Below are 20,873 nucleotides of genomic sequence, written 5' to 3'. Positions count from 1 at the left end.
CGTGCCGGACAGCGGCAAGATGTTGCGTGGAAATTGCCGACGCTGGTGATCTAAGGCCCTCACCTCACGCGGCCGATTGACCGCCAACTGCAAGTAACCCAACCCACCGACGCGTCGATCAAGCAGTCGCCATCGCCGGTTCGCAGTGCTCGACGATCAATTGCACCGCATTGCCGCCGCGATAATCGTCGCTGACCAGACGATAGGCCAGCCGCACCACGCGTCCCGGTTCGCTGCCGCGCCAACCATTGAAGTGAATGGCGTTGAGCGGTTCGGCGCGACCGGGGCAACGCAGCGTCAACTTGAGGTGGCGTTCCTTGAGCACACGACACTGCAGCACCTCGAAGTGGCCATCGAACAGCGGCTCGGGAAAGCCCTGCCCCCACGGCCCGGCCACCCGCAGCGCCTCGGCATGCACATGATCGAGTTCGTGCGCAGCCAGTTCGCCATCGCTATGCAATTGGGCATGCAGCAGCGAGGCATCCACCATGGTTTGCACTTGCGAACGGAACGCCTGTTCAAACGTGGCCAGCGCGGCGTGATCCAGACTCAGGCCGGCCGCCATCGCGTGGCCGCCGAACTTCTGGATCACGCCGGGATGACGCGCATCCACTGCGGCCAGCACATCGCGAATATGCAGACCGGGAATTGACCGCGCCGAGCCGCGCAATTGGCTGCTGCCCGGCTCCGCTGGCGCCAGCGCAATCACTGGACGATGCAGCCGGTCCTTGAGTTTGGACGCCACCAGGCCGATCACGCCCGGATGCCATTCGGCATCGAACAGGCACGCGGCGATCGGCAGTTCGCCGTCGGCATCCAACATCACCTTGGTGACTGCTTGCTCGGCATCGTCGGTCATCAACTGCTGTAACGCTCGGCGCTCGGCATTGATCTCTTCCAGGGTGCCGGCAATCGCGCGCGCCTGGCTCCAGTCGTCGCTGAGCAACAACTCGACTCCCAAAGCCATGTCTTCGAGCCGACCGGCCGCGTTGAGACGCGGACCAAGTGCGAACCCGATATCGCTGGCGCATAAACGCGCCACATCGCGACCGCTGGCATCGATCAAGGCACGCAGACCGATACACCCTTTGCCTTCGCGCAAGCGACGCAGACCAGCCGACACCAGCGCACGGTTATTGGTGTCCAGCGGCACCAGATCGGCGACGGTGCCGACGGCAACCAGATCCAGCAACACCGACAGATCCGGTTCGGCATGCCCGACAAATGCGCCGCGCGCGCGCAACACGCCGCGCAATGCCAGCAGCACGTAAAAGATCACGCCGACGCCGGCCAAGGTCTTGCTCGGGAAGGGATCGTCGGCCAGATTCGGATCGACGATCGCATCGGCCGGCGGCAATACTTTGCCCGGCAGATGGTGGTCGGTGACCAGCACCGTCCAGCCATGCGCCTTGGCTGCGGCGACACCCGCATGACAGGCGATGCCGTGATCGACGGTGACCAGCACATCCGGCTGCAGCGCAGCCAGTTCGTCGACCAGCGCCGGCGACAGACCATACCCGTGCACCATACGATTGGGCACCGCGTGATGCACGTCCAGCGCACCGAGCATGCGCAAACCGCGCACGCCGACCGCGCAGGCAGTGGCGCCATCGCAATCGAAATCGCCTACCACCAGGATGCGTCGCTGCTGTACGATCGCATCGGCCAGCAAGTTGGCGGCAACGCCACTGTTGTGCAGCAGATCCGGCGACAGCAACTGACCCAGCCGCGGTTGCGCGCCCTGCGCATCGGTGACACCGCGCGCAGCGTAAATGCGGCGCAGCAGCGGCAACATGGTATCGGGCCAACTTCCGGCCTGCCCAGACGGGCGCCGGACGATCCGCAGGCTCGACGTCATTGCGCCAGCTGCAACCGCGGCTTACGCCAGAACCGCCAGCGCTGCGCGTGCGTGAGCGACACGGTTTCGCCGTCCTGAAAATCCAGCACCAACCGATCCAGTTCGCCGCGTGCCATTGCCGCAAGCAGCGGCGCCACCGCGTCGTCGCTGAACTGCTGCAGCGAACGCAAATGACGCAGATCGACCAGCGCATCGACGCGTTGTTCGCCCTGCGCATCGGCACCGGCCGCCAAGGCCAGCGCACGCAATAGCGACTCGCGGCTACGCACCTGGCGATGTGGCGAAGTCACCGCATGCGGCAACACACCACCACCCCAGAACCACAGCGAATTGATCGCCGGTTTGCCGCTGGCAACGCGGCCCGCATTCCACGGATGCTGATGCAGCAGCACCTGCGCTTCGGTCAACAACGCACGCCAGCGCCGACCGAGATCGCCAGCGGGCAGATGCTCGAACAAGTCATCGCCGATCGCAACATCCGGAGGGGCAAAGTCCGGCAGCTTGGCATCCGGCGACAGGCGCAGATACCAGCGCGACGGCGTCGGCGCATCCAGCAAAAACCCCGCATCGCCGAACATCGGCTTGAGGATCGGCAACAGCATCGCCAGGTCTTCCGCTGTGGAGCCTAGCGCCTCGCCGTAGCCCATCAAGCGTGCGCCCTGCATATCCGGCACCACATAGGCCGGATCGGCACGCACCCAGGTTGCGCCGGCCGCATCGCCGGCATCCAGCTGACGGGTCAGTGCGGCGACCGGCCAATGCGCAGGCGTCAAGGTGAAATGGCGCTGCAATTGCGCCACTTCACCAGCCTGCGCGCTGTGCTGCGCCGCGCGCGCAAGTGCACGCGCCACCACAGTGTCGCCCAATGTTCCGGGCAGACGGCGTTTTTCCGGCAGCAGCAGCGTTGCAGTGGTCATCGGTCGATCGCGCCGATCAATCTAAATACGCGACGCTGACGACTTCGTACTCGCGCTGGCCGGCCGGTGCATCGATGGTGACCGAATCGCCTTCCAGCTTGCCGATCAACGCACGTGCCAGTGGCGAGGAAATCGCGATCAGGCCCATTTTGATGTCGGCTTCCAGATCGCCAACGATCTGGTAGCATTTTTCCTCATCGGTCTCGGTATCGGCCAGCGTCACCGTCGCACCGAACACGATTTTGCTGCCGGCCGACAGCTTGGTGATGTCGATGATCTCGGCATGCGAGAGCTCGCCTTCCAGCTGCTTGATGCGGCCTTCGATAAAGCTCTGCTGCTCGCGCGCGGCGTGATATTCGGCGTTCTCCTTCAGATCGCCATGCGCACGCGCTTCGGCGATCGCCGCGATCACTTCCGGACGCTTGACCGACTTCAACTGATCAAGTTCCTCGCGCAGACGTTGCGCGCCCTTCGAGGTCATGGGTGCTCTCATGCTTCCAGCTCCTTGTGCAGTTCCTGCAGCGACCAGACGGGGCCGGTGCCGCGGAATTCCAGCGAATGCACCAGCGCCTTGGCGCCGGCGACAGTGGTCGAATAGGTCACGCGATGCTGCAGCGCTTCGCGCCGGATCGAGAACGAATCCGAGATGGCGGCGCGACCTTCAGTGGTGTTGACGATATACACAATCTCGCCATTCTTGATCGAATCGACGATATGCGGGCGACCTTCGGCCACCTTGTTGACAATTTCGCAGCTCAGCCCGTTCTGCTGCAGCCAGGCGCCGGTGCCGCGGGTGGCAACCAGAGTGAAGCCACGCTCCACCAACGCCTGCGCCACCGGCAGCACGCGATGCTTGTCCGGGTCGCGTACCGACACGAATGCCTTGCCCACCGGCGGCGCCTTGATGCCACCGGCTTCCTGCGCGCGTGCGAACGCGGCGCTGAAGCTGCGGCCCACGCCCATCACTTCACCGGTGGAACGCATCTCCGGCCCGAGAATCGGGTCCACGCCCTGGAACTTGGCGAACGGGAAGATCGCCTCCTTCACCGAGTAGTAGTCGGGCACGATTTCCTTGGTGGCGCCCTGCTCGGCCAACGTCTTGCCGGCCATGCAGCGCGCGGCGATCTTGGCCAACGGAATGCCGATTGCCTTGGAGACGAACGGCACGGTGCGCGAGGCGCGCGGGTTCACTTCCAGCAGAAACACCACATCGTCGCCGGCCTCGTCGACCTGCACTGCGAACTGGGTGTTCATCAGGCCGACCACGTTCAATCCTTCGGCCAGCATCACCACCTGGCGGCGCAGCTCGGCCTGGGTCTTTGGCGAAAGCGAGTACGGCGGCAGCGAGCAGGACGAATCGCCCGAATGCACGCCGGCTTCTTCGATGTGTTCCATCAGCCCGCCGATCAGCACCTTGCCGTCCTTGTCGGCAATGATGTCCACGTCCACTTCCACCGCGTTGTCGAGGAAGCGGTCCAGCAGCACCGGCGAATCGTTGGAGACCTTGACCGCATCGCGCACATAGCGCGCGAGGTCGGATTCGCCATACACGATTTCCATCGCGCGACCGCCCAGCACATAGCTCGGGCGCACCACCAGCGGGTAGCCGATCTCGCGCGCCAGCACCAACGCCTCTTCGGCATTGCGGGCGATGCGGTTCGGCGGCTGCTTCAGGCCCAATTTGTCGACCAGCTGCTGGAAACGCTCGCGGTCTTCGGCCAGATCGATCGAATCGGGAGAGGTGCCGATCACCGGCACGCCGTTGGCTTCCAGCGCACGCGCCAGTTTCAGCGGGGTTTGGCCGCCATACTGCACGATCACGCCCTTGGGCTGCTCCAACTCGACGATTTCCAGCACGTCTTCCAGCGTCAGCGGCTCGAAATACAGACGGTCGGAGGTGTCGTAATCGGTGGAGACGGTCTCCGGATTGCAGTTGACCATGATGGTTTCGTAACCGTCATCGCGCAGCGCCAGCGCCGCGTGCACGCAGCAGTAATCGAACTCGATGCCCTGGCCGATACGGTTGGGGCCACCGCCGAGGATCATGATCTTGTCGCGATCGCTTGGCAGCGCTTCGCACTCGTCCTCGTAGGTCGAATACAGATAGGCGGTGCTGGTGGCGAACTCGGCAGCGCACGAGTCCACGCGCTTGTAGACCGGGCGCACTTTCAGCGCGCGACGCAGCGTGCGTAACGACTCTTCGTTGGTGCCGGTCAACTCGGCCAGACGCGCATCGGAGAAACCGGCGCGCTTGAGCGTGCGCAGCCGCGCCGCATCCAGCGACGCCATGCCGTCGTCGGCCAGCTGCTGCTCGTGGCTAATCAGTTCTTCGATCTGATCCAGGAACCACGGATCGATGAACGACAGCGCGTAGACGTCGGCCACCGTCATCCCGGCGCGGAACGCATCGGCCACGTAGAACAGGCGTTCCGGGCCCGGTGCCTTGAGCTCGCGCTTGAGAGCGGCGATATCGTCTTCGCTACTCAGATCCAGGCCGGTCGGGTCTAGGCCGATCTTGCCGATTTCCAGGCCACGCAGCGCTTTCTGCAGCGATTCCTGGAAGGTGCGACCCATTGCCATCACCTCGCCCACCGACTTCATCTGCGTAGTCAAACGCGCATCGGCCTGCGGGAATTTCTCGAACGCAAAACGCGGAATCTTGGTGACCACGTAGTCGATCGACGGCTCGAACGAGGCCGGGGTCAGACCGCCGGTGATCTCGTTCTTCAATTCGTCCAGCGTGTAACCCACCGCCAGCTTGGCGGCGACCTTGGCGATCGGAAAGCCGGTGGCCTTGGACGCCAGCGCCGACGAGCGCGACACGCGCGGATTCATTTCGATCACCACCACCCGGCCGGTGGTCGGACTGATGCCGAACTGCACGTTGGAGCCGCCGGTATCCACACCAATCTTGCGCAGTACCGCGATCGAGGCATCGCGCAGGCGCTGATATTCCTTGTCGGTAAGCGTCTGTGCCGGCGCCACGGTGATCGAGTCGCCGGTGTGCACGCCCATCGGGTCGAGGTTTTCGATCGCGCAGACGATGATGCAGTTGTCGGCGGTGTCGCGGACCACTTCCATCTCGAATTCCTTCCAGCCCAGCACCGACTCTTCCACCAGCACTTCCGTGGTCGGCGACAGCTCCAGGCCACGCCCGACGATCTCGATCAGCTCTTCGCGGTTGTAGGCGATGCCGCCGCCGCTGCCGCCCAGGGTAAAGCTGGGGCGGATGATGGTCGGGTAGCCGACGCGGGTCTGGATATCCAGCGCTTCTTCCAGCGTGTGCGCCACTTCGGCCCTGGGGCAATCCAGGCCGATCTCGCCCATTGCCACGCGGAACAACTCGCGGTCTTCGGCCATGCGGATCGCTTCGCGCTTGGCACCGATCAGCTCGACGTTGTACTTCTCCAGCACGCCGTGGTCGGCAAGATCCAGCGCGCAATTGAGCGCGGTCTGCCCGCCCATGGTCGGCAGCAGCGCATCGGGCTTTTCCTTGGCGATGATCTTCTCGACCGTCTGCCAGTTAATCGGCTCGATGTACACCGCATCGGCCATGTCCGGGTCGGTCATGATCGTGGCCGGATTGCTGTTGACCAGCACCACGCGATAGCCCTCGTCGCGCAGCGCCTTGCACGCCTGCGCGCCGGAGTAATCGAACTCGCAGGCCTGGCCGATGACGATCGGGCCGGCGCCGATGATGAGGATGGTCTTGAGATCGCTGCGCTTGGGCATTTTCTTCTTCAGGCCTTCATAAGTTTTTGAATCGTCTCGATATCCTCATCCTTGCTGAGCATCTCGAGTTCATTGATTTCCGCGCAGAGGCAATGGAATACGTCGAACTTGCGCTTATCCAGCTTTACATTGGTCTGGCGAGCTTTCCGGAATACTTCAGCAGCACGTATGGCCTCTTGGCCCCGTACCTCGAACTCCTTCATATCGTTGAGGATGGCGTTCACCGCCTCGACATCCGCCTCGTGCATACCGCACGGCACTTCGTATCGAATCAGCGGGGAGATCGCTCTCTTGACGTCCGGATCGGCGACCCGCGCCTCAAACGTCGACAGCGAAGCTTCGTGAGCCGTGTTGCCCTCCTCCCCGTCCAGTGCGCCGATCAGCAGGTTGGCACCCAGTAGTACTAGACGGGTCATGCTTGCTCCCCACCCTGGCGATCGCGGCGCTGCCTGATCAGATCCAGCAATGCACGTTTGGTGGCGGAGTGGTCTTCGCTAACGAGCGCATCGCGATTGAGTGCATTGAGATCGACCCCAAAGGTCTCTTCAAGCACATCCGCAAATGCCTTCATGTTGGGCGAGTCGACAATACACGATCTGACGACTCCGTCTGCCGCGTCGCGTTCTAGCAGATAGGCCTCTCCCTGCTCCAGTTGGGTCAACACGAGCGGCGAGTGGGTGCTGATGAAGAACTGGGTATTCGGGAAAAGCGCTTTCAAATGTCTGACGATACTTACCTGCCAACCAACGTGGAGATGACTTTCGATTTCATCGATTAGAACCACGCCTGGCTGGTTTTGGAGATCCTTGGAATTGCTGAAACCGGCATACCCGGAGATGATCGCCTGGAAAAGCTTCACCACCGAGGCAAAACCCGAACTGAGCTCTCCCAGCTCGACCATCCGGCCTTCAACACTCAGATAAACGCGCTGCGAGCCGTCAATCTGCAAGCGCTCCGCATGCACGCGCTGATCGATGCGATGCAACAGCTTCAACACCGACTCGATCTCGTTACGCAGGTTGTCCTTTTCAACCTGAAAAGGATTGACCGACTGCGCACGCTGTATGAACCACACGCGGATGTCAGCATCCATGCCGGCAGAGCGCAACGAGCCGCTCTCGCACTCCTGTAACAACACTTCAAAATGCTGAGACTTACGTTCCTCAAAGTTTCCCAGTGCTGCAATAGATGTGGGTTGACGTCCCACCGACGACCGCCCACCCGCTCCGATGTAAACCAAGGGACGCCAGTGATGCACTGACTGTGAAGCAACACTTCTTACTTGTACGATCTGCTGCGAAGGCCTATCAAGAAGGTACTGCGCATCGTCGATAAGGACGTTGGATGCGGGCACGCATTTCTCTGGATGGACTCCCCGATCACCCTTGACCCGCAAGAACTCCTCATTGGTGAATAGCAATACACCATAGATGGCCTCTAACGATTTAGTCTTGCCAACGCCGTTGACACCAAAAAGCACGCGCGCCCGGCTGGAGGCGTCGAACCGCAGCTCTACCTTGCCAACTCCCTTCAAACCTTCGATGTCGATGCGATCAAGCATTGGGATCTCAGCTGGGGCGACGGTATGCGATGCAGTCATCGGAGCGAGCATGTGGCCCGGGACGGGGTTCAAGCTTTCGCTTCAGCCATTAGCGCCACGAAGCGATCAAACAACGGCCCCACATCGCGCGGCCCCGGCGAGGCTTCCGGGTGGCCCTGGAACGAGAACGCCGGTGCATCGGTCAGCGCGATGCCCTGATTGGTGCCATCGAACAACGAACGATGGGTCACCCGCACATTGGCCGGTAGCGTGCTTTCGTCGACCGCAAAGCCGTGGTTCTGCGAGGTAATCATCACCCGCCCACCGTCCAGATCCTGCACCGGATGATTGGCGCCGTGGTGGCCGGTGCTCATCTTGACCGTCCTGGCGCCAGCGGCCAGCGCCAGCAGCTGATGGCCCAGGCAGATGCCGAAGGTCGGCACCTTCTTGGCAATCAATTCCTGGATCGCGCTGATGGCGTAATCGCACGGCTCCGGATCGCCCGGGCCATTGGACAAGAACACGCCGTCAGGCTGCATTGCCAGCACCTCGGCCACCGGCGTCTGCGCCGGCACCACGGTGACGTCGCAACCACGCTCGGCCAGCATGCGCAGGATGTTGAGCTTGACACCGTAATCGTAAGCAACAACTTTGAATGCGAGTCCCTCGCCAGAGCCCGCACTTCCATGTGCGGACTTTCCAACATTCAACGCACCCAGGCCAAGAAAGGTGTCGGAGTTGAGATCCAGCTGACCTTCCTGCCAACCGTAAGTCGCCTTGGTGGAGACCACCTTGGCCAGATCCATGCCCTTCAAGCCGGGGAAATTGCGTGCGGATTGCAGCGCCTTTTCGAGGTCGATCTCGCCGGCCATCAACGCGCCGTTCTGGGCGCCCTTCTGACGCAGCAGGCGAGTCAGCTTGCGGGTGTCGATGCCGGAAATGGCGACCACACCGCGGGCCTGCAGCCACTCTGGCAAGGCCACCTGGCTGCGCCAGCTGCTGGGGCGACGCGGCACATCGCGCACGATCAAGCCGGCGGCCCAGATCTTGCCGGCTTCGTCATCCTGATCGGTAAAACCGGTATTGCCGATATGCGGATAGGTCAGCGTGACCATCTGGCGGGCGTAGGAGGGATCGGTCAGTACTTCCTGATAGCCGGTCATGGCGGTGTTGAACACCACTTCACCGACGGAAAGCCCGTTGGCGCCTACGGATTCGCCCTCGAACACGGTGCCGTCTTCGAGGACAAGGATTGCGGGTTGGGTCACGTGGGGTCTCGCTCTGGCTGCCTGGGACTCCGATGCGCTTCCGGCCAAATTCCGGTTGCAGCAAAGCGCGGACGCGGTGTTGAGGACCGGTCCGACGCTGGTTCGGGCAAGCGAGAATTGTAAAGGCAAGTGCGCCTGCATGCCAGCCTGAAGAATGGCAGATGCCGCGCCGGCATCGCAGCGGCGGCATGAATCGGCCGCTACTGCTAGCTGCCGTTCATGCGCGGTGGCGCGCCGGGTTACAGCACCAGGTCGCGCACTCGGTAGCTACCGGGCGGCTTGCCGATCAGTCGCTTGGCCGCATGCAAGGCACCGCGCGCGAAGATGTCGCGATTGGTGGCGCGGTGGACCAACTCGAGCCGCTCGCCCAGCCCGGTGAGCTGCACCGTGTGTTCGCCGACGATGTCGCCGGCACGCAAGCTGGCGTAGCGCGGCTGCGCGCCGCTGCCGGTGGCCGCTTCGCCCAGCGTCAGTGCGGTACCGGAGGGCGCGTCCTGCTTGTGCACGTGATGCGCTTCGAGGATGTCGCAATCCCAGCCCGGCAAGCTGCCGGCGGCACGTTCCACCAACTCGGTCAACACCGCAACGCCAAGACTGAAATTGGACGCCCACAGCAATGGGATATGCCGCGCTGCATCGCGCAACGCCGCGCGTTGCGCTTCATCCAATCCGGTGGTGCCGGACACAAACGGTTTGCCGCGCTGCGCGCATAACGCCAGGATCGGTGCGAAGCCCTGCGGCAAGCTGAAGTCGATCGCCACATCGAAGGCCGGCGCACCGCCCAGTTCGCTCGCGGCGAAGTAAGGCACACCTTCCACGACGCGTTGCGACGGCGAGCGCCCTACCACCGCCCCGACGACGTGCAAGGCCTCGTCTTCGGCAGCCAATCGCAGCAATGCCTTGCCCATCCGCCCGGAGGCACCGTAGATCAGAACTTTCACAGGAGAGGTTGTCATGGCTGCAGGCTCGCTAGGCTGTGTCGGTTGTACAAGATAGCCGGGAATGGGGAATCGGGATTGAGGAATCGCAAAAGCGACGTGCGGCTGGGCATTTTCCAGATGTGCTGCGTCTTGCAGCGTCTGCGTGGTGGCTGCGCAGCGATTGATCGCTGCTCAGCGGCGGACACAACATCGCGAGCAGCCGTAAGGTCGGTCTGGGCAATGATGGATCGCCTTGTTTGTCCGGCGCGCTATGCACACGGTGGCACCCTGCTCGTCGCCGTCCAGGCCTTTGATGCCGACGCGCACCGGGCCTTGCACCGCACGTTTGTCAATCGCACTGCGGCTGCCGGGGGCGAGTGACGTCGAGTGCGATACCGATCGCGACGCTGTCAATCCGTATTGCGATCGACGCATCCTGCGCTGAGGTCGACGTGGTTAGGCGCACTGCCCTGGCAACTGGCCCAGCACCTCGCGCAACACCTCGCCGAGCACCTGGTACCGGCATCGATCTTCTCGCCCGGCACGATGACTAACGATAGCCGCAGCGTATTGGCCTGCGGCAAGCTGGCGAAGAACGGCGCGCCCGGCACGAACGGCCGACACGCATTGCACTGCAGCGTGCCTGGCGGCTGCGTTGCGTGACAGATGTTCGGCGTGCGCCGAGCCTGTCTGCACACGCGGTCATCCCTACGTTCTGGATCTTGGTGATCGAATGCTTGTCCTCGATCAAGGCTTCCGGAGTGGCCACATGGCGCATCTGACGCACGACCTGCGCCCATTCGCCCGTGAATTTGCAGTATATCGGGCGCATGTTGGTCTACCGCTTCTGGTGCGACTCCATGCGGTACACCACCACGATCTCCAATTCCGGCGCGGTCATCGTGCACAGCGCCTCGCCATTGTGGCTCAGCATCGCCTTGTCGTGTGCGACATAGAAAACGCATTACCTGTCTATTGAACCGCCGCATCCTGCGCCCGCGCAGGTGTAGCCGACGCCGCTGGGGTCAGTGACTAGGCGGAGGTGTCGGGCCGCAGCTCTGGCAACCGCCGCAAGCCGAGGCATTTTGCGCCGCTGGCGGTGCCACGCGGCGCCCCAACGACTGCATCCAGGCAGGCCACCCATCGCGCACCAGACCAAGCGCAAGCGCACCGCGCAGGCGCCGCAAGGTGCCGGGAAATTGCGTCTTCATCACTACCCATAAGCTAAGCGACACCGCAAGCGCGATGACCACGTATTGCAGCGTGAGCGAGAGATCCACCTCAGCCGGCTCCCAGCAGCACGGCCAGCTGACAGGTCACCAGCGAGGCCAGGTAAGCCAGCGCGAACAGATACACCGCGCTCATGGTCATCTGCTTCCACGAGTTGGTTTCGCGCTTGATGGTGGCCAGCGTGGAGATGCACATCGGTGCATAGATGTACCAGACCAGCAACGACAGTGCGGTAGCCAGCGACCAGCCATCGCTGATCAATGGCGACAACGCCTGCGCGGCGGCATCGTCATCGGCGGCCGACAGTGCGTATACGGTGGCCAGCGACGCCACCGCCACTTCGCGCGCGGCCAGGCCGGGGATCAGCGCGATACAGATCTGCCAATTGAAGCCCAGCGGCGCGAAGAAAATCGCCAGGGCATGCCCGATGCGGCCAGCGAAGCTGTAGTCGATCGCCGGCAAGGTTGCATCGGCGGGCGCAGCCGGAAACGAAAGCAGGAACCACAGCAAAATGGTCAGCGCGAGAATGATGCCCCCCACGCGCTTGAGGAAGATCAGCGCACGCTCCCACAGACCCAAGGCCAGGTCGCGCAGATGCGGAACGCGATAGGACGGCAGCTCCAACATCAGCGGATGCTCGCTTTTGTCGCGACGCCACTTTTTCATCGTCCACGATACCAGCAGCGCGCTGACGATGGCTGCGGCATACAACGCGAACAACACCAGCCCTTGCTGATTGAAGATTCCCCACACGGTCTTCTGCGGAATGAAAGCACCGATCAGCAAGGCGTACACCGGCAACCGCGCCGAACACGTCATCAGCGGCGCGACCATGATGGTGGCGAGCCGGTCGCGCGGGTCCTGAATGCTGCGCGTGGACATGATGCCCGGCACCGCACACGCAAAGCTCGACAACAACGGGATGAACGAACGACCAGACAAGCCGGCTGCGGCCATCATGCGATCAAGCAGAAACGCCGCACGCGGCAGATAGCCGGATTCTTCCAATACCAGAATGAAGGCGAACAGGATCAGGATCTGCGGCAGGAAGATCACCACCCCGCCCAGGCCGGCGATGATGCCGTCCTTGAGAAGGCTGTTGAGCGGGCCTTCCGGCAAGGTGGCGCCGACCCACTCGCCCAGCGCCGAGGTACCCCCATCGATCAGGTCCATTACCGGCTTGGCCCAGGCGTACACCGCCTGGAAGATCAGGAACATCACCACCGCCAGCGTGACCAGGCCCCAGATCGGATGCAGCAGCCAGCGGTCCAGCGTGTCGTCCACGCGTGAGGTGCGAGTCGGCATGGTGACCGCCACGCTCAGGATCTGCCGCACCTGAGCGTGATGGTTGCCGTCGACCGGCGGCGTGGCATTGGCCGCAACAAGATTGGCGGCCTGTGCATCGAGCCTCTCGACCAGGGCCTTGGCACCACCGCGCCGCACCGCCACTGTTTCGACCACCGGCACCCCGAGCGCCTGCTCCAGTGCCGTCAGGTCGATGACGATGCCGCGGCGCTGCGCTGCATCGGCCATGTTTAGCGCCACGATCATCGGCCGGCCCAGCTCGCGCAGCTCCAGCGCAAAGCGCAGGTGCAGGCGCAAATTGGTCGCGTCGATCACGCAGACAAGCACGTCCGGTGGGGGTTCGCCAGGATAGAAGCCGCGGCACAGGTCGCGGGTGATCGCCTCGTCCAGACTGGCCGGCTGCAGGCTGTAGGCGCCGGGCAAATCCAGCACCGCGAAATCGCGCCCGGACGGTGCGCGGAAATGTCCCTCTTTACGCTCGACGGTGACGCCGGTGTAATTGGCCACCTTCTGGCGGCTGCCGGTCAGCTGGTTGAACAGTGCGGTCTTGCCGCTGTTGGGATTGCCGACCAGCGCAAGGCGCAGCGGAACGCTTACAGCGTTCATGTCTGCGCTCCGTCTTCGCGCACCTGCACGCGCGCAGCCTCGCTGCGACGCAGAGCGAACCGCGTATAGCCCACTTGCACCAGCAACGGCTCGCGCCCGACCGGCCCGGTCGCCAACACGGTGACTTCCTCGCCCGCGACAAAGCCCAGTTCCCGCAGGCGCCGGGCGATCGTGTCGTTGGGGAGGCGATCCTCCACCGAGTCCACGATGGCGGCGCGATGCAAAGGCATGTCGGACAGCGTCACAAAGACGGCCTGATTGTTAGGAATGGTTCTCAATTCTAGCATCGACGCACCGCGTCATGCCTCTGGCAACCCGGCCCGCTATCATGATTCGTATCCCATTCATGGACGTATGCGCAATGCACGACACCGGCTTGATCGTCGAGAACCAGGGACCGGTCCGCACCTTGCGACTGGACCGCCCGGCGGTGCACAACGCTTTCGACGCACCCCTGATTGCCGCGCTCACCGAAGCCTTGCAGCAGGCCGGCCAGGCAACGCATGTTCGTGTAGTCGTGCTGACCGGCGCTGGTAGCGCCTTTTCGGCCGGCGCCGACCTGCACTGGATGCGCGGTATGGCCACTGCCAGGCAGGCCGAGAACGCTGCCGATGCGCTGGCGCTGGCGCGACTGATGCGTACCCTCGACGAATTGCCCAAGCCCACCATCGCGCGCGTCAACGGCGCGGCGTTCGGCGGCGGTGTGGGCTTGGTGGCGTGCTGCGATATCGCCATCGGCTGCACCCAAGCGCGCTTCGGGCTGACCGAGAGCAAGCTTGGCCTGCTGCCAGCGGTCATTTCGCCCTACGTGGTCGCGGCGATCGGCGCGCGCCAGGCGCGGCGCTGGTTCGCCACCGCCGAGATCTTCGACGCCGGCACCGCGCAGCTGCTGGGGCTGTTGCATCAACTGGTCGCTACCGATCAGCTGAACATCGCAGTGGACCGGCAGATTCGGTTGCTGCTGGCTGCCGCCCCGCTGGCAGCCAGCAACGCCAAGTCCCTGGTGCGTTCGGTGCTGCCGGCAGCCGACCGTGACGCCATCGATGCGGCTAACGCAGCGTGGATCGCACGCTTGCGCGTCTCGCCCGAGGGCCAAGAGGGCTTGAGCGCGTTCCTGGACAAACGCACGCCGGCCTGGGTGCCGGAGAGTGTGGCGTGAGCGACTTCGTCCGTATTATCGAAGTCGGCCCGCGCGACGGCTTGCAGAACGAGGCCCAGCAGATCGCTACTGCCGACAAGATCGCGCTGATCGATCAGCTGTCGGCCACCGGCTTGCGCACCATCGAGGCAACCAGTTTCGTCAGCCCACGCTGGGTGCCACAACTGGCCGATGCGGCCGAGGTGTTCGCCGGCATCGCGCAAGTGCCGGGCATCGCCTATCCGGTGCTGGTGCCGAATTTGCGGGGGTATACGCGTGCACGCGCGGCCGGTGCGCAGGAAGTGGCGGTGTTCACTGCGGCGTCGGAGGCGTTCAATCGCACCAATACCAATGCGGGCATCGAGGAATCGATCGAGCGGTTTCGCCCGATCCTGGAACAAGCCGCCCTCGATGGCGTGCGCGTGCGCGGCTATGTCTCCACCGTGTTGGGTTGCCCGTATCAAGGCGAGGTGCCGGTGGCCGACGTGGTCGATGTCGCGCAGCGGCTGTACGCGCTGGGCTGCTACGAAATTTCGCTGGGCGACACTATTGGTGTCGGCACGCCGATCAAGGCGCGCCAGATGCTGGCCGCTGTGGCGCAGGCGGTGCCGATGTCGGCGTTGGCCGTGCATTTTCACGACACCTATGGCCAGGCGCTGGCCAACATCGCCGCCTGCCTGGAACAAGGCGTGCGCGTGGTCGATTCGGCGGTGTCCGGCGCTGGCGGTTGCCCGTACGCCAAGAGTGCCAGCGGCAACGTCGCCAGCGAAGACGTGGTCTATCTGCTGCATGGATCGGGCATGCAAACCGGCATCGACCTATCTGCCCTTGCCCGCACCGGCCGCTGGTTGGCGCAGTTGCTCGGTCGCGAGACCGGCAGCAAGGTCGGTAAGGCGTTGGCGGCTGCAGGCTGACACGTCACTGCATTCCCCACGCCCGCATCATCCGCCACCGCGATCACGTAGAGGCTTCGGCTAGAATTGCCGATTGTTTGGCCGCTCGCTCGCTCGCCGGTGTCCATCGGCCTCCAACGCTAGTCAGGGAACCACCGCATGCAGCCATCTTCTGTCCTCACCATCGTCACCGGCGGCGTTTCCGGCCTGGGCCTGGCCGTGGCGCAACGCATCGTGGCCGACGGCGGCAAGGTCGCGTTGTTCGACGTCAACCCCGACAAGGCTGAGGCCGCGCTCGCGCTGCTGGGTGCCGGCAACGCGCATTATTTCGCCACCGATGTCACCGATGAGGCACAAGTCGCCGCCAATGTGGCGCAGGCCGCGCAGGCACTGGGCGGGCTCAACCTTGCGGTGAATTGCGCCGGCATCCTGGGTTCGGGCCGGATGCTGGGTAAGGAAGCGACGATGCCGCTGGCGAGCTTTCGTCACACCGTGCTGGTCAACCTGGTCGGCAGCTTCAATGTCGCAAAGGCAGCGGCTGAGGTGATGCAGCACAACGCGGTCGGTGACGACGGCGAGCGCGGCGTGATCATCAATACCGCTTCGGTCGCCGCCTTCGAGGGCCAGATCGGCCAGGCCGCGTATGCCGCAAGCAAGGGCGGCGTGGTCGGCATGACCCTACCGATGGCCCGCGAACTGGCACGCTTCGGCATCCGCGTGATGACGATTGCGCCTGGCGTGTTCTGGACCCCGATGGTCGACGGCATGTCCGACACCGTGCAGCAATCGCTAGCCGCCTCGATCCCGTTCCCCTCACGCCTCGGCAAGCCGGACGAATACGCCGATACCGTCGCATTCATCCTGCGAAATCGCTACCTCAATGGCGAAGTGATTCGTCTGGACGGCGGCGTGCGATTGGCACCGAAGTAGCCGGGATTGGTACGTCGGGATTGGGGATTGGTAGCAGCGAATGCTGCCGTGCCCCACCCGCTTTTGCCAATCCCCTAATCCCCAATCTCTAACTTAATCCATCTCTGACTTAATCCATGAAAGCTAACGACATCAAGAAAGGCAACGTCGTCGAATACAACGGCGGCATTTACCAGATCCGCGACATCGAGCGCAGCTCGCCGCAGGGCCGCGGTGGCAATGTGCGCTTCCGCTTCATCATGTACAGCGTGCCGGGCGGCGTGAAAACCGACGCTAGCTTCGATGCCGACGACAACCTGCCGGAAGTGGAACTGCTGCGTCGTCTGTCTACGTTTTCGTACAAGGATGGCGAGGCGTTCGTATTCATGGACGACGAAGACTTCACGCCCTACACGCTGGACGCGGATGTGATCGGCACCGATGCAGGCTACATTACCGACGGCCTGACCGGCATCTACGTGCAAGTCATCGACGACCAGCCGGTGGCCGTGCAACTACCACAAACGGTGACGCTGGAAGTGGTCGAAACTCCGCCGGAATTGAAGGGCGGCACCGCCACCAAGCGCCCCAAGCCGGCCAAGCTCACTACAGGCATGGAAATCATGGTGCCCGAGTACATCACCAACGGTGAGCGCGTGCTGGTCAACACCACCACGGGCGAATTTGCCGGTCGCGCCGACTGAGGCGTCAGCTGACCCCTCCGCACCGCTCACCTATCCGCGTGGGTTCGGTCCGCTATTGCGCCCGCAAGGGTATGCGCAGGTCCAACTGCATTTTGTCGGCGGCCGCGGCACGACGCGCGAGCATGCGCAGCCGGGCCTGCAACTGCGCGATGTTAGCTTCGACCTGCTCCAACCCGTTACGCACTTCGGCCGGTAATTGCTGCCGACCCAGCGCTTGTAGTTGTTTCCAACCGTCCACCAACACTGCGCTTTCCTGCGCCACGCGCGCGGTCAATTGTCGCTGCTCCTCTGCCTGCGGTAGTCCGTAACTAGAGATACCTAGCAACCTCGCCGGGTGACTGAGCTGCGCCTGCCGTGCGAACAGCGATTGCAGCTGGTCCTGTACCGTCTCACGCTCGGCCACGCCGGGGCGCAACAACCGCTTGAGCGCATCGCGTGTCAGCAATTCCTGGCGTCGTAATGCCGCCCGCTCCAGCAACAACGCCGCCGCTGTTTCGCGCAAGTCGCCTTGCTCGAACCACTGTGCGCGGGCTGCGGGCTGCGCGTCCAGCCATTGCGCCACGCGCGTTTGCGGCACCGGGATGCTGCGCCGAATCACCGCGAACATGGCCTGGTAATGCGCGGCCGCCGATTCGAAGTAATAACCTTGCCGGATCGCCTGCGTCGGGTCGTCCAACACCTGCATGTCGGCAATGCCGGCGCGTTGCAAGCGATGGCGCACCCCGCGCGGGGTGATCGACGACAATCCGGCCCCAGCCAGCCGTGGCACACCGTCGTGCAGCAGCTTGAAGGTTTCCACCGCACAGTTATTGCCGATGAAGTAGTAACGCCCGTCGTAACTCCAATGCACTTGCGCGGCGCGTGCGAGCAATGCGGCGATCTCGTCGGGCGTCAGCTTCAGCGGCACCGACGACAGCGCGCGCAATTCCACCTTGGTGTATTCGTCGACGACTTGATTCAACGGCAGCACGAACAATCGCGATGGATAAGAGCCGGTGAGCCCGCGCCAGCTGGAAATCTGCACATCGCCGACGAAGGCGCGGAACGACAGCACGCGGTGATATTGCAGATCCAGGCGACATTCCGGCCCAGGCGTGCGACCGGGCGCGCAGATCACCAGACGCAACATGCTGTGGCCCCAGCGACTCATTGGCTGTTCGTTGCCCTCGGCGAGCAGATAGTCCACCGCGTACACGCGCGACGGGTCCAACGTCAGCAGCGACATCGCACCGGCATCGTTGTCGGCCTGCAGATACGGCAGTGTCGTCCCACACGGCAACACCTCACGTGGTGCGCCGATGTGCTCGGCAAACCACGCACCCAGCGCGGGGCGTCGGCAGGGATAGTCGGCATCCAATACGTAATGTTCGAGATTGACCGCAACGAACTCGGCAGGACTGCGACGCTCGTAATCGTCGGGAATGCGGTCGCTGAACTGGTTTGCGCTGCGTCCGATCCGCCAGGGCCGCACCTGCCAACCGGCAAGATCGCGCAAGCGCCCATCGCGTGAGAATGCACTGTGCGCGCCGCGATCGAGAACATGCGCCAGCTCGTGCACCAGCGCTGCCATCGCTGCACGCGTGGCTGGCGTATTGATATCGGTGCGCGCGCGTTCGGGCTGCGCGCTCCATGCCTGCAGCAATCTACGATCGAGCAGAATGCGCTGACCGATCGCACGACCATGCACCTGCGCCGGCAGATCGGTGCGCCATTGCAGCTGGATCGGCGTCGTAAGCCGCTGCGTCCAGCCCTGCGGCAGACGCTGTGCGACCTGTCGCACTAGCGCGTGAGTAGAATCGATCTCCGCCGGAGTCAGGTCCAGCGGCGCAACTTCAATCAGCAATTGGGCATGCGCTTGCGGTGCGATCATTGCGGCCAGCAACACCCAACCGCATCGCCAGCGCAGGTTCACTGGGCCAGGATGGACTGCGCCAGTTCCAGGTCACTGGACAGCCGCGCTGCATCGCTACGGCTGCGCAACTGCAACAGCGCCGCTTCCAGACGCGCGCCGCGGATCACGCCATCGCTGGCGACAAAACCGGCCGCGTCTTCGCGTGCGTCGGCAACCACTTTATCGTCACCGGAACTGCTGCTATCGGACGAACCGGCCGACGATGCCCCCGCCGAGGTACCGGCCAGACTGGATGCGAATACTGCCAGCGGCAGCAGCGTCAGAGCGCAAAACACGAGAGAGCGCATCATTGGCGTAATCATTGGCGTATCGATTCCGTGTGAAGGTATTGAGAGACTAACCGGCAGGCATGGTAACGGGCGCGTCGTACATCTCGAACAGCTTGCCGGGATTCAGCAAAAGATGAGGATCAAGCACATGTTTGATCCCACGCATCAACGCAATTTCGGCTGCAGAGCGCGTACTCCACAGGTATGCCTTCTTGACCAGGCCAATGCCATGTTCGGCGGAGATGCTGCCATCGAAACGCTGCAAGGCTTGCGCCAGCAACTTGGTCACCTGATCGCAGGCAGCCACAAAATCGGCTTGCGTCGTGTCGTCGGGCTTGAGCACGTTGATATGCAAGTTGCCATCGCCGATATGGCCGAACCACACCACATCGAAGTGCGGATACGCATCGTGCAATAACGCATGCGTTTCGGCCAAAAATGCCGGCATCGCAGAGATGCGCACAGACACATCGTTCTTGTATGGCGTGTAGCGCGCCAGCGCCTCGGTGATGCCTTCGCGCAGCCGCCATAGTTGCGCTGCCTGCGCATCGCTCTGGCTGATCACTCCATCGCTGACCCAGCCTTGATCCATGCAGGTCTCGAACGCGGCCATCGCAGCGGCTTCCTGCGCCTCATCGCCTGCAGCGAATTCGGTGACCACGTAATACGGATGCAGCTCGGCAAAAGGCGCTTGCGCCCCGTGCGCCAGCACGTGCTCCAGCGCGCGGTCGGTGAAGAATTCGAACGCCTCCAGACGCAGCTGCGCGCGGAACGCGGCAAACACCTGCATCAACATCTCGAACGAGGGCAGCGCCAGCAGCATCACGTTGCTTGGCGGCGGCGGGTCGGTCAGCCGCAACGTCGCTTCGACCACGATACCGAGCGTGCCCTCGGAGCCGATTATCAGATGGCGGAAATCGTAGCCGCTGGAGTTTTTCAACAACGCATTGTTGAGTTCTAGCAGCTCGCCGGCACCGGTGACCACTTTCAACCCGGCCACCCATTCGCGCGTATTGCCATAGCGGATCACGCGGATGCCGCCTGCATTGGTGGCGATATTGCCGCCGATCGAACACGAACCTCGCGCTGCGAAGTCCACCGGATAGACCAGACCATGCTCGCGTGCGGCATTGTGTACCGCTTCCAGCGGCATGCCAGCCTGCACGGTGAGGGTGCGATCCACGGCATTGAAATCCAGCGGCTTGTTCAAGCGCTCCAGGCTCAGCACCAGCTCGCCGTTGGCGGCCACTGCACCGCCGGACAGGCCGGTGCGTCCGCCCGATGGCACCACCGCCACGCCTTGCGCATTTGCCCAGCGCATCACCGCTTGGACTTCGTCCACCGAACCAGGCAGCGCGATGGCGAGCGGGTTCGGCGTCCAGCGCCGCGTCCAGTCGCGGCCGTAATGCTCCAGGTCGGCCGGCTCGGTCTTCAAACGCAACGCGGGCACGGCCTGTTGCAAGGAAAGAATGCGGGGATCGATCATGGCACGCGGCGCTGCAGGAGGAACCGCACAGCGTGCCAGTGTGCGCCAGCCTCGTCCAGTTGCGGTGCGTGGTACCGAAGCGGGGTTGGATTCAGCTGAAACCGTTGCACCGCAAGGACTCTGCCTGCGCAGACACGGCAGTGTGGCCGCCCAATCGGGCACCCCATCTGGCATAGTTGCCGACCC

General features: G+C 63.4%; 19 protein-coding genes and 2 pseudogenes. 5 read left to right on the top strand and 16 right to left on the bottom strand.

Features of this window, described 5'->3' with window-relative positions; genetic code table 11:
- Positions 1 to 118 precede the first annotated feature (118 nt).
- The 8 genes from recJ to dapB form a co-directional block, all read right to left on the bottom strand.
- Positions 119 to 1,858, bottom strand: coding sequence for a single-stranded-DNA-specific exonuclease RecJ (gene recJ, locus J5I97_RS08135; RefSeq protein ID WP_208591052.1), 1,740 nt, complete (start codon positions 1,856 to 1,858; stop codon positions 119 to 121).
- Entirely contained in the window at positions 1,855 to 2,775 is a 921-nt protein-coding gene (locus J5I97_RS08130; protein ID WP_208591050.1) for a phosphoglycerate mutase, read from the bottom strand. The genes recJ and J5I97_RS08130 overlap by 4 nt, the downstream gene beginning before the upstream one ends.
- A 16-nt stretch (positions 2,776 to 2,791) precedes the next feature.
- Positions 2,792 to 3,256 (bottom strand): transcription elongation factor GreA, encoded by a 465-nt coding sequence (greA, locus tag J5I97_RS08125; RefSeq protein ID WP_208591616.1) that lies wholly within the window; start codon positions 3,254 to 3,256, stop codon positions 2,792 to 2,794.
- Between the two features lie 8 nt (positions 3,257 to 3,264).
- A complete protein-coding gene (gene carB, locus J5I97_RS08120; RefSeq protein WP_208591043.1) occupies positions 3,265 to 6,507 on the bottom strand; it encodes a carbamoyl-phosphate synthase large subunit in 3,243 nt (1,080 codons plus the stop codon).
- Positions 6,508 to 6,515: 8 nt separating this feature from the next.
- Entirely contained in the window at positions 6,516 to 6,923 is a 408-nt protein-coding gene (locus tag J5I97_RS08115; protein WP_208591036.1) for a PIN domain-containing protein, read from the bottom strand.
- A complete protein-coding gene (locus J5I97_RS19900; RefSeq protein ID WP_238135679.1) occupies positions 6,920 to 8,068 on the bottom strand; it encodes an AAA family ATPase in 1,149 nt (382 codons plus the stop codon). Before J5I97_RS19900 ends, J5I97_RS08115 begins: the two co-directional genes overlap by 4 nt.
- A gap of 68 nt (positions 8,069 to 8,136) precedes the next feature.
- The gene (carA, locus tag J5I97_RS08105; protein WP_208591027.1) at positions 8,137 to 9,315 is read right to left on the bottom strand and encodes a glutamine-hydrolyzing carbamoyl-phosphate synthase small subunit; all 1,179 of its coding nucleotides are present in this window, start codon (positions 9,313 to 9,315) and stop codon (positions 8,137 to 8,139) included.
- 239 nt (positions 9,316 to 9,554) lie between these two features.
- Positions 9,555 to 10,271, bottom strand: a complete 717-nt coding sequence (gene dapB, locus J5I97_RS08100; protein WP_208591012.1) for a 4-hydroxy-tetrahydrodipicolinate reductase — start codon at positions 10,269 to 10,271, stop codon at positions 9,555 to 9,557.
- 204 nt (positions 10,272 to 10,475) lie between these two features.
- Between dapB and J5I97_RS20530 the strand changes: the two genes are divergently transcribed.
- A complete protein-coding gene (locus J5I97_RS20530; RefSeq protein WP_208591010.1) occupies positions 10,476 to 10,616 on the top strand; it encodes a hypothetical protein in 141 nt (46 codons plus the stop codon).
- Positions 10,617 to 10,691: 75 nt separating this feature from the next.
- Here the strand turns inward: J5I97_RS20530 and J5I97_RS08090 are convergent.
- From J5I97_RS08090 to J5I97_RS08070, 5 genes and pseudogenes are all read right to left on the bottom strand, one after another.
- A pseudogene (locus J5I97_RS08090) lies at positions 10,692 to 10,849 on the bottom strand (PLP-dependent aminotransferase family protein); the annotation flags it as partial.
- A gap of 104 nt (positions 10,850 to 10,953) precedes the next feature.
- Positions 10,954 to 11,193 (bottom strand): annotated as a pseudogene (locus J5I97_RS19890) (nuclear transport factor 2 family protein); the annotation flags it as partial.
- A 67-nt stretch (positions 11,194 to 11,260) separates the two neighbouring features.
- Positions 11,261 to 11,515 carry a DUF6587 family protein gene (locus tag J5I97_RS08080; RefSeq protein WP_208591008.1) on the bottom strand — a complete coding sequence of 85 codons (255 nt, stop codon included), beginning with the start codon at positions 11,513 to 11,515 and terminating at the stop codon, positions 11,261 to 11,263.
- Between the two features lies 1 nt (position 11,516).
- Positions 11,517 to 13,376, bottom strand: a complete 1,860-nt coding sequence (gene feoB / locus J5I97_RS08075; RefSeq protein ID WP_208591006.1) for a ferrous iron transport protein B — start codon at positions 13,374 to 13,376, stop codon at positions 11,517 to 11,519.
- The gene (locus tag J5I97_RS08070; RefSeq protein WP_208591612.1) at positions 13,373 to 13,621 is read right to left on the bottom strand and encodes a FeoA family protein; all 249 of its coding nucleotides are present in this window, start codon (positions 13,619 to 13,621) and stop codon (positions 13,373 to 13,375) included. The genes feoB and J5I97_RS08070 overlap by 4 nt, the downstream gene beginning before the upstream one ends.
- Before the next feature lie 116 nt (positions 13,622 to 13,737).
- Here J5I97_RS08070 and J5I97_RS08065 point away from each other — a divergent pair, with 116 nt between their 5' ends.
- The 4 genes from J5I97_RS08065 to yeiP all read left to right on the top strand — a co-directional run bounded on the left by J5I97_RS08065 (position 13,738) and on the right by yeiP (position 17,020).
- Positions 13,738 to 14,535 (top strand): enoyl-CoA hydratase-related protein, encoded by a 798-nt coding sequence (locus J5I97_RS08065; RefSeq protein WP_208591610.1) that lies wholly within the window; start codon positions 13,738 to 13,740, stop codon positions 14,533 to 14,535.
- On the top strand, positions 14,532 to 15,428 hold the full coding sequence (locus tag J5I97_RS08060) for a hydroxymethylglutaryl-CoA lyase (protein ID WP_208591004.1): 897 nt from the start codon (positions 14,532 to 14,534) through the stop codon (positions 15,426 to 15,428). Before J5I97_RS08065 ends, J5I97_RS08060 begins: the two co-directional genes overlap by 4 nt.
- 138 nt (positions 15,429 to 15,566) lie before the next feature.
- Positions 15,567 to 16,337: an SDR family oxidoreductase gene (locus tag J5I97_RS08055; RefSeq protein WP_208591002.1), complete on the top strand. Its 771-nt coding sequence runs from the start codon at positions 15,567 to 15,569 to the stop codon at positions 16,335 to 16,337.
- Between the two features lie 116 nt (positions 16,338 to 16,453).
- Entirely contained in the window at positions 16,454 to 17,020 is a 567-nt protein-coding gene (gene yeiP / locus J5I97_RS08050) for an elongation factor P-like protein YeiP (RefSeq protein ID WP_208591000.1), read from the top strand.
- Between the two features lie 52 nt (positions 17,021 to 17,072).
- Here yeiP and J5I97_RS08045 read toward each other — a convergent pair whose 3' ends face one another.
- From J5I97_RS08045 to J5I97_RS08035, 3 genes are read right to left on the bottom strand one after another with little or no spacing between them, the layout of a single operon-like run.
- A complete protein-coding gene (locus tag J5I97_RS08045; protein WP_208590998.1) occupies positions 17,073 to 18,932 on the bottom strand; it encodes a DUF4105 domain-containing protein in 1,860 nt (619 codons plus the stop codon).
- Complete coding sequence (locus tag J5I97_RS08040; RefSeq protein WP_208590989.1) at positions 18,929 to 19,222, bottom strand: DUF2388 domain-containing protein; 294 nt, start codon at positions 19,220 to 19,222, stop codon at positions 18,929 to 18,931. Before J5I97_RS08040 ends, J5I97_RS08045 begins: the two co-directional genes overlap by 4 nt.
- Before the next feature lie 46 nt (positions 19,223 to 19,268).
- Positions 19,269 to 20,687 carry an FAD-binding oxidoreductase gene (locus tag J5I97_RS08035; protein WP_208590987.1) on the bottom strand — a complete coding sequence of 473 codons (1,419 nt, stop codon included), beginning with the start codon at positions 20,685 to 20,687 and terminating at the stop codon, positions 19,269 to 19,271.
- Positions 20,688 to 20,873 lie beyond the last annotated feature (186 nt).

It is taken from the genome of Xanthomonas fragariae (assembly GCF_017603965.1).
GTDB lineage: Bacteria > Pseudomonadota > Gammaproteobacteria > Xanthomonadales > Xanthomonadaceae > Xanthomonas > Xanthomonas fragariae_A.
The sequence above is the reverse complement of the archived record's forward strand: the minus strand, read 5'-3'. Positions and strand labels throughout refer to the sequence as shown.